This is a genomic window from Malaciobacter sp., assembly GCF_055140965.1.
Genome location: NZ_JBSRRO010000063.1, coordinates 1 through 9,070 on the forward strand (window position 1 = coordinate 1; position 9,070 = coordinate 9,070).

The window sequence follows — 9,070 nt, forward strand, 5'->3', positions numbered from 1 at the left end:
ATATTATAGTTCTTCTAGGATTTATTATTATTTATTTTTATATAAAAACAGTAAAATTACATTTTTTTAGTTAAATTATATTTTAATGTTTTAAGGTTAAGATTACTTAAGACTTATTATTAGGAATGAGAATGAATGCATTAAAACATATTAAAATCTTGTATGTAAATGACAAGAAAGAAAAAGAAGAGTATTTTGTTTCTGAACTGAAATCTTATTGTAACAATTTTATTCAAACAAATTGTTCTGAAAGTGCAATTAAGATTTATAAAGAAGAAAAACCAGAAATTATTATTTATAATGTTTCTTTTGAAAAAACTTCTCCAAAAAGTTTTATAGAAGAGATAAGAAGTGTAAATAAAAAAGCACAAGTAATAATAACAACTGAAAACCTAGATAAAAAAATGCTTTATGAAGCAGTTAGGTTGCATTTAATTAAGTATTTAATTTATCCTTTTAATTTAAATACTTTACTAGACTCTTTAAAAGACTGCATTAGAATTATTGATTCAAATAGTTCAAATATTATTAAATTATCAGAAACACTAACATATGATAAATTTAATAAAACTTTATTAAAAAATGAAGAGTTAATCTCTTTATCTTCTAAGGAAGTTAAGTTTTTTGATGTTTTAATAAAAAATAAAGATAGAGCTGTAAGTTATGAAGAATTTAATCAAATCATTTGGGAAGGTGAGATGACTAAAGATGCTTTACGTTCTATTGTAAAAGACTTAAGAAGAAAAATTGATAAGTCAATTATCAAAAATGTTTCAGGTATTGGTTATAGAGTAGAGCTTTAAGCTCTACTTTATTAGCTTTGGAACACCTAAATAAAATCCTTGGGAAAAGTCTATTCCCATATCTGTAACAATTTCATTTATCTCTTTAGAGTGAACAAACTCAGCCACAGTTTTAATATTTAACTTCTTAGCAAATGTAACTATAAGTTCTGTAACTATTTTTGCATTTAAATCTTGATTTATATACTTAATCATTGAGCCATCAATTTTTACAATATCTACATTTAATTTCATCAAATATTCAAAATTTGAATATCCTGTTCCAAAATCATCAATTGCAATTTTACACCCATAACTTTTTAAATTTTCTATAAAATCACAAATCTCTTGATAGTTTTCTATTCCCTCTTCTTCAACTATTTCAACAATAAGTCTTTGTGCAGCATTTCTATTCTCTTTAAGTTTTTCTTCCAAAAAATCAATTGTTGGCTTATGTAAAATATCTTCTAAACTTAGGTTTATTGAAAATTCAATATCTTTATTAGCAAAATAATCAAAAGCTTTTTTGATAACTTTTTGCGTTAAAGCATTGTATAGTTTAGATTTTTTTGCAATATTTAAAAATTTAAAAGGAGAGATAATTGTGCCATCTTCATCAATCATTCTTACTAAACACTCATACTTTTCAATTTCTTGTGTTTCATTTGAGATGATAGCTTGAATAAAAACTACTATTCTATCTTCATTTAATGCTTTTTTTAATTTTTGCGTCCAATTAATATTTTCTATTAAATTACTTTTTATCTCTCTATTTTCATCAAAAATTATAATATCTTTATTTTCAATTTTTGCATGATTTTTTGCCATTTCTGCATTTATAAAATAGTTTTTCTCAGCTGAAATTCCAGCTACTAGATTAACTTCTAAAATATTTTCTTCAATTTCAAATTTTATTTGCTTAATACTATGTATAATGTTTTCACATTTGATTTTAAACTCTTTTAATGTGATAATATTTTTATTAACTAAAATAGCAAACTCATCTCCTTGAAGTTTGTAAAGAAAAAGCTTATTGTCTTTTAATAAACTTCGAAGTTTTTGTGCAACACCTAATAGTAGTTTATCCCCTACTTCAAAGCCATAATACTCATTGACTTCTTTAAATCTTAAGATATTAAATACACCTAAAATTAAACCTTTTTTAGCATTTAAATCTTCTAATAACTTTTGTCTATTTGGAAGATTAGTAAGTATATCTGTAGTTTGTAACCTTATTCTTTTTTCTTGATTAATCAAATCGCTAATATCATATCTAATTGCAATAAACTCTGTTATATTACTATTTAGGTCTAAAATTGGAACAATAGTTGATTTTACATAATATGTTTTACCTTTTTTTGTTTTATTTTTTAAAGCGCCTTTCCATACTCTTTTATTTAGTATAGTTGTCCAAAGTTCTTTATATATCTCTTTTTTTGTATCTGGATGTCTTACTAAATTATGTTTTGCGCCTATTAACTCATCTTTTGTAAATCCAGAAACCTTACAAAACTTTTCATTTGCGAAAGTAATAACTCCTTCTATATTTGTTTTTGAAACAATAGCACTTGCATCAACAGCTTTTTTATACTCATTTAATAAAGATAAATTTATAAGAGCTTCTTTATTTTTTTCTTCTAATTTTTCTTCATTACTAATTTTTGAATCTATCATTTTATTGGCATTTATTCCTAATTGTTTAAACTCATAAAACTTTATGTTATCAATATCTATTTTTTTATTACTACTATTTGCTTTTTTAAAAAAATCCAAAAAAAGTAAAAAGTTTTCATTCATCTCTTTTGTAATTTTTCTTGTAATATAAAGAATAAAACAAAAAATAACAAAAAACACACATAATGAATAGAGTATTCTATAAAAAGTTTCATCTTTTAATTTTTGTTTTTCATTATCTAATTTTTCATACATACTATCTAAATAAATACCTGTGCCAATAATCCAACCCCATTTTTCAAACTTTGCTAAATAAGTTAATTTATCTGAATATTGTAAAGTATTTGGGTTTATCCAAGAGTATTTAATAAATGTTTCATTCTTATTTTCTACCTTATTTAAAATTTTTCCAACTACTTCTTTTTCTCTTGAATTTTCTATATTTAAAAAATTACTCCCTTCATATTTACTATGTTTATTAACTAAAATATTTCCTTTAATATCAAGAATAAAAATATATCCACCATTACTATATTCTATTTTCTTTACTCTTTCTAAAGCTTCATTTTTAAGTTCATTTTCAATTCTTGAAGTATAATCAGCTACTAGAAAAATCAAATTATAAGGTTCAAATACTTTAAAATAGCCTTTTTTCCTATCTTCTATTTTACTAATTGGATCTAAAAAACGCCAATTGATATAATCTTCATTTTTTGTTTTTGCTAAGCTTATAATACTATTTAAAATAGCTTTGTTGTTTTCATCTTTGTACTGTTTAAGAGCATAAGTATTCTCATAATCTTTATTGGCTCCATGCATTATGGTTTTGCCTGTAAAATCATAAATTGAATAATAACCATAGCCATCATAAAACTTTATGCTTCTTAAACTATCTTTTATAATTTTTAATATCTCTTCTTTAGTTTTTTCATTTTTATATTTTTCGTATAAACTTTTGGCTAAAGAGTAAGCTTCTTGTATTCTTTGCTTTACACTTTTATTTATAAGCTTATCTTTTTTGTCATAATTAAATTCAATTAAAGATATAGCCTTTTGAACTTCAAATTTTAAATTTTGCTCATTTGTACTAATAAACTCATTTTCTAGTTTTTTTAGATTTTGTTTATATTGAGCATACTCATAAGTTGTATGGAAAACTTCTATTGTAACAATTGAAATTAATGACACAAAAAAAACAACAAAAAATATTATTTTAGATAATTTATTAGACATGTGTTTCCTTAAATTAAATTAATTACATTTTAACAAAATAATTATTATATTTTAAAATATACGCAAAATTAGAAAAATGAATATTATATAAATTATATATGGATTAATATTTATAATTTTTAAGACACTATTTTTATTAAGTAATATTAAAATATTTTAAGAATAGAATATTTTGATATGAAAAAAGGAATAGAAAATGAAAAATGCCTCTATAAAATTAAAGTTGCTAGTTTTAGTTATTCTGACAATTTTTACAGTATCTGTAATTATTATTATTAGTTCAATAAACTCTATTCAAGATATTTCCCAGAAAAATATCTCAAAATACGAACAAGAGGCATATAAATTAAAAGAACATGAATTAAAGAATTTTGTTGAAGCAGCATACAATAGTGTCAAAATGATTGCTGAAAAAAATAAAAATAGTGACATTAATGAGACTAAAAAACTTGCAAAAGAAGTAGTAGCAAGTATGACTTATGGAGAAGATGGATATTTTTGGATTAATGATTCAAATCATGTAGTTGTAATGCATCCTACGAAACCTCAAAATGAAGGTAAGAACCTAACTAATCTTAAAGACCCAAATGGAGTATTAATCTATCAAGAAATTGTTAAAGTAGCCAATAAAAATAAAGAAGGTGGCTTAGTAAAATACTCTTGGCCAAAACCAGGAGTTGAAGCTAATCAACCAAAATTTTCTTATGTTCAAAGATTTAAAGACTGGGATTGGATTATTGGAACTGGTGCATATGTAGATAATGTGCAAAATGAAGTTGAAGTTATGAAAAAAACAACAAAAGAGGAGATTGATAGTGTAATATTTAATACAATATTATTATCTTTAATTGTTGCAATTGTTATCTCATTGATATTTATCTTTATCTCAAATAAAGTTATTATAAATCCTATAAAAAAATTCGAAGAAGGATTGCTTGATTTCTTTAAATTCTTAAACAAAGAGACTACAAATGCAAAAAAACTTCAAATTCTTTCAAATGATGAAATAGGAAAGATGTCAAATGTAGTAAATAAAAATATTGAAAAAACTAAAAAAATATTAGAAGATGATGCAAAACTTATTGATAATGTTAAAGACATTGTATTATCTGTAAATGATGGTTTATTAGATAAACGAGTAACTCAAGATAGTGAGTCTAAATCTTTAATGGAATTAAAAAAACTAATAAATACAATGTTAGAAAATTTACAAAATATTGTTGGTATTAATATTAATAGTTTAAGTTCTGTACTTGAAAGTTACTCAAATTATGACTTTACAAAAAAACTAGATTCAGCTACTTGTGGAAAGATAGGTAATGAAATAATGCAATTAAACCACATGATTACGAAAATGTTAAATCAAAATAATCAAGATGGTATAAAACTTGAAAAAAGTTCAAATGAATTATCACAAAATGTTGAAGTTATTAGCAAAAATGCGACAAGTCAAGCTGCGAGTTTAGAAGAAACAGCTGCAAGTATTGAAGAGATAACAAGTAATATAAAAAATACAAATGAAAAAGCTCAAGAGATGCTTTCAATTTCTTCAGAAACAAAAAACTCAGCACAAACAGGTAAAAGTCTAGCTTCAAAAACTGTCCAATCAATGGATGAAATAAATGAACAAGTTACAGATATAAATCAAGCAATTACTGTAATAGATCAAATAGCATTTCAAACAAATATTTTAAGTTTAAATGCAGCAGTAGAAGCAGCAACAGCAGGAGAAGCAGGGAAAGGTTTTGCAGTTGTTGCTCAAGAAGTAAGAAACCTTGCAAGTAGAAGTGCCCAAGCTGCAACTGAGATTAAAAGAATTGTTGAAAATGCTACAATTAAAGCAAATGATGGTAAACAAATTAGCTCATCAATGATTGAAGGATTTATTCAATTAGAAGAAAAAATTAATCATACAAATAGATTAATTGATGATGTTACAAATGCAGCAAAAGAACAAACAATAGGAATGACGCAAATAGCAGATGCAGTTAATCAATTAGATAAATTTACTCAAGAAAATGCAACAATTGCAGATAGAACAAATGATATTGCAAAAGGAACAAATAAAATATCAATAGATGTTGTAAATATTGTAAAACAGTATAAATTTGATATACAAAACTAGTATAAAAGCTTAGGCTTTTATACTACATTAATAACTAGCTATTTTTTTAATATTCTATTTAATATTTTTATTGTAAAAGATAACTATATTAAAATATGGACATATTATGACAAAAAACAAAATCACCTTTAAATATATTTGGCAACTTTTACTTCAAAAAAGAAAACAACTTATTTTTGGACAATTAATTACTGTTATTGCAATACTTATTAGTATTCCAATTCCTCTAATGCTTCCTGCGCTAGTTGATGAAGTATTATTAAATAAACCAAACTTTTTTGTAAATAACATAAATGATTTTTTTGGAAGTGGGAATGCATTTTATTATATTGCAATTGTTACAATAATTGTTATTTTACTAAGATTTATACATTTTATTTTTAGTGCAATAATCACAAGAATCTTTACAGCTCTTGGAAAATTCATAACATTTAAAATAAGAGAAAAACTTTTAAACCATCTAAAAATTGTATCAATGAATGAGTATGAAACCCTAGGAAGTGGAGCTATTGGAGCAAATCTTGTAACAGATGTAAATACTCTTGATAATTTTATAATAACAAGTGCAAGTAAATTTGTTGCATCTATTTTAACTTTAATTGCAGTATCAATTGTACTTATTGCTATTCATCCCATTTTAGGTCTAATGATATTAATTATTCAACCAATAATCATGCTTATTTCTAAAAAAATAGCTAAAAGCGTTGGTACACTAAAAAAAGAAGAGAATAATGCAATTGAAAATTTTCAAGAAAATGTAGGTGAAGTTTTAGAGTTATTTGGACAAATCAAAGCTAGCAATAAAGAAAAAGAGTTTTTTAATACAAGTATAAAAAAAGCAAAACAAGTACAAGATACTTCAAATGAGTTTAATTATAAAAGCATTGCTTATGAAAGATTTTCATTTACTGTTTTTTTAGCAGCATTTGAGATTTTAAGAGCATCTGGACTTGTAATGGTTGCATATAGTGATTTAAGTATAGGGATGATGTTTGCAATGTTTGGATACATTTGGTTTATTATGACTCCTGTTCAAGATATTTTATCAATGCAATACTCATATGCACAAGCAAAAACTGCACTTAATAGAATAAATAGAATTTTAGATTTAAAAACAGAAAAAAACGGAATAAAAAAACTTCCAGAAAATAATGGACTTCATATAGAACTTAAAAATTTATATTTTAGTTATACAAAAGATAAACAAACTTTAAAAAACATATCTCTTAATATAAAAACAAAAGATAAAGTAGCATTAATTGGTGCAAGTGGAAGTGGCAAAACAACTTTAGCACAAGTTATTTCAAGTTTTTATGCAAAATCAAAAGGAGAACTTTTATATGATGGAATAAGTATTGATGAAATTGATAAACAATCCCTTAGAGAATCAATATTTCTTGTTTTACAAATGCCTATTTTATTTAATAATAGTTTACGATTTAATATTACAATGGGCAATGAAAAAATATCTGATGAAAAAATTCATAAAGCATTAGAGATAGCACAATTAAAACAAGATATAGAAAAAATGCCAAAAGGCCTTGATACAATTGTAGGAAGACATGGAGTAAGATTAAGTGGTGGACAAAGACAAAGACTGTCAATAGCAAGAATGATAATAGCAAATCCTAAAGTTGTAATTTTTGATGAATCAACATCAGCACTTGATGTACATACAGAAAGTAAGCTTTTTGAAGCTTTAAGACCTATATTAGAAAATAAAACAGTAATAACAATTGCACACAGATTAAGTACAGTTAAAAATGCTGATATTATTTATGTATTAAATGATGGAGAAGTAGTTCAAGTTGGTTCACATGAGCAGTTACAAAACCAAGAAGGGCACTACTTAGAATTTGTAAAAAAACAATTAATTTAAAGGATCTAAAATTATTAGTTACATTACAAAAAGTTGCTTAGATGATGAACTGACAATAAATTATATTTGCAATAATAAAAAAGTAAATTATTACTATAGTGATGATTTTTCAATTGATTTTTATGTAAAAGCTGCATATGAAGGTTTTGTTAGTATATCTTTTGAACAAGATAATCTGTTTGTTATTTTACCAGAGATGCAATTTGATTATGCAGTACTGTTTTTTGATAATCTTCATATCTCTAAAAAAGTTGAAAAACTTTTAAGAAAAAATGATTATGAGTTTAAAGTTCATGAAAACTTTGAAAAGATTATAGATAAAATAAATGAATATCATGGTGATTCTTGGATTGTAAAAGAGTATAAACAAACTCTTTTAAATTTAAAAAACTATAAAGGTAATATTGATTTTGAATTAATTGCTTGTAGCATTGAAGATAAAACTACAAAAAAAATAGTTGCAGGAGAGATTGGATATAAAGTTGGAGCTATTTATACAAGTTTAAGTGGCTTTAGTAGTAAAGAAAGAAGATTTAATAATTATGGAAAACTTCAATTGGTTTTATTGGCAAACTATTTAGAAAAAAATGGTTTTAACTTTTGGAACTTAGGTCATCCTTATATGAAGTACAAATTTGATTTAGGAGCTACTTTATACAAAAGAGAAGATTTTTTAAATATTTTTAGAGAACAAAGAGATAAAAAAATATAACTATATTGCTGAATTTTGTCTTGAATACTCTTCTAAATTTACATCATTAAAGAAAAAAACCGGATTTGCAACTGTTGCATCAAACTCTATACAATAATCTTTATAATCATCTGTAAAATAATCTATTTTTTTATCTATTTTTACTTCTTTATTAGATAAAAACTCTTCATAAGAGTTGTTTTGAGAAATAATATTTTCATCTAAAAACTCAAATAAAACATCTTCTCTTGCCTCTTTTAATAAAAAAGAGTTAATCTGTTTTTTTGAATAATCTGTAAAAACTTTAGATTTAACACAATATTTTTTTGATACTTTATAATTATTTGAATCATTGCTTGCTTTATAATTTACTTTTTGACTACAAGCTGTAAATAAGAAAATAAATAAGACTATTATTGAGTTTAAAATCATTTTTTTCATAAGCTATTTGAGATTCAAAGACAACCTGTAATAAAAGATCTCCTAATTCTTCTTTAAATGCAGATATATCATTTTTTTCTAATGCCTCTACTACTTCATAAGCCTCTTCAATTATATTTCCTTTAATGGAATAGTAATCCTGTTTTCTATCCCAGGGACATCCATCAGGCCCTCTAAGCACCGCCATAACTTTAATCAGTTGATCAAGTTCTTTTAAAATTTCATTTCTAATATCTTTTTCCAAA

7 protein-coding genes are annotated in these 9,070 nt (G+C 24.2%); 4 read left to right on the top strand and 3 right to left on the bottom strand.

The window, feature by feature from the left end; genetic code table 11:
- Positions 1-131: 131 nt before the first annotated feature.
- Positions 132-803, top strand: coding sequence for a winged helix-turn-helix domain-containing protein (locus tag ACTCCZ_RS12975; protein WP_159445723.1), 672 nt, complete (start codon positions 132-134; stop codon positions 801-803).
- Positions 804-806: 3 nt separating this feature from the next.
- On the opposite strand, the gene ACTCCZ_RS12980 is transcribed toward ACTCCZ_RS12975, so the two are convergent.
- Positions 807-3,689 (bottom strand): cache domain-containing protein, encoded by a 2,883-nt coding sequence (locus tag ACTCCZ_RS12980; protein WP_079577759.1) that lies wholly within the window; start codon positions 3,687-3,689, stop codon positions 807-809.
- Between the two features lie 196 nt (positions 3,690-3,885).
- Here ACTCCZ_RS12980 and ACTCCZ_RS12985 point away from each other — a divergent pair, with 196 nt between their 5' ends.
- The 3 genes from ACTCCZ_RS12985 to ACTCCZ_RS12995 all read left to right on the top strand — a co-directional run bounded on the left by ACTCCZ_RS12985 (position 3,886) and on the right by ACTCCZ_RS12995 (position 8,405).
- On the top strand, positions 3,886-5,814 hold the full coding sequence (locus ACTCCZ_RS12985; RefSeq protein WP_079577758.1) for a methyl-accepting chemotaxis protein: 1,929 nt from the start codon (positions 3,886-3,888) through the stop codon (positions 5,812-5,814).
- A 106-nt stretch (positions 5,815-5,920) separates the two neighbouring features.
- Positions 5,921-7,693 carry an ABC transporter ATP-binding protein gene (locus tag ACTCCZ_RS12990; RefSeq protein ID WP_079577757.1) on the top strand — a complete coding sequence of 591 codons (1,773 nt, stop codon included), beginning with the start codon at positions 5,921-5,923 and terminating at the stop codon, positions 7,691-7,693.
- 112 nt (positions 7,694-7,805) lie between these two features.
- The gene (locus tag ACTCCZ_RS12995) at positions 7,806-8,405 is read left to right on the top strand and encodes a GNAT family protein (protein ID WP_265734348.1); all 600 of its coding nucleotides are present in this window, start codon (positions 7,806-7,808) and stop codon (positions 8,403-8,405) included.
- On the opposite strand, the gene ACTCCZ_RS13000 is transcribed toward ACTCCZ_RS12995, so the two are convergent.
- Both ACTCCZ_RS13000 and ACTCCZ_RS13005 read right to left on the bottom strand, forming a co-directional pair.
- Entirely contained in the window at positions 8,406-8,816 is a 411-nt protein-coding gene (locus tag ACTCCZ_RS13000) for a hypothetical protein (RefSeq protein WP_079577755.1), read from the bottom strand. It lies immediately after the preceding gene.
- A partial coding sequence (locus tag ACTCCZ_RS13005) for a MazG nucleotide pyrophosphohydrolase domain-containing protein (RefSeq protein WP_463187406.1) occupies positions 8,764-9,070 on the bottom strand: 307 nt, incomplete at its 5' end. The genes ACTCCZ_RS13000 and ACTCCZ_RS13005, both read right to left, overlap by 53 nt.

Bases quoted from the DNA above. Each gene is read 5' to 3' on its own strand.
- ACTCCZ_RS12975 (WP_159445723.1), top strand. From the start codon at position 132: ATGAATGCATTAAAACATATTAAAATCTTGTATGTAAATGACAAGAAA.
- ACTCCZ_RS12980 (WP_079577759.1), bottom strand. From the start codon at position 3,689: ATGTCTAATAAATTATCTAAAATAATATTTTTTGTTGTTTTTTTTGTG.
- ACTCCZ_RS12985 (WP_079577758.1), top strand. From the start codon at position 3,886: ATGAAAAATGCCTCTATAAAATTAAAGTTGCTAGTTTTAGTTATTCTG.
- ACTCCZ_RS12990 (WP_079577757.1), top strand. From the start codon at position 5,921: ATGACAAAAAACAAAATCACCTTTAAATATATTTGGCAACTTTTACTT.
- ACTCCZ_RS13000 (WP_079577755.1), bottom strand. From the start codon at position 8,816: ATGATTTTAAACTCAATAATAGTCTTATTTATTTTCTTATTTACAGCT.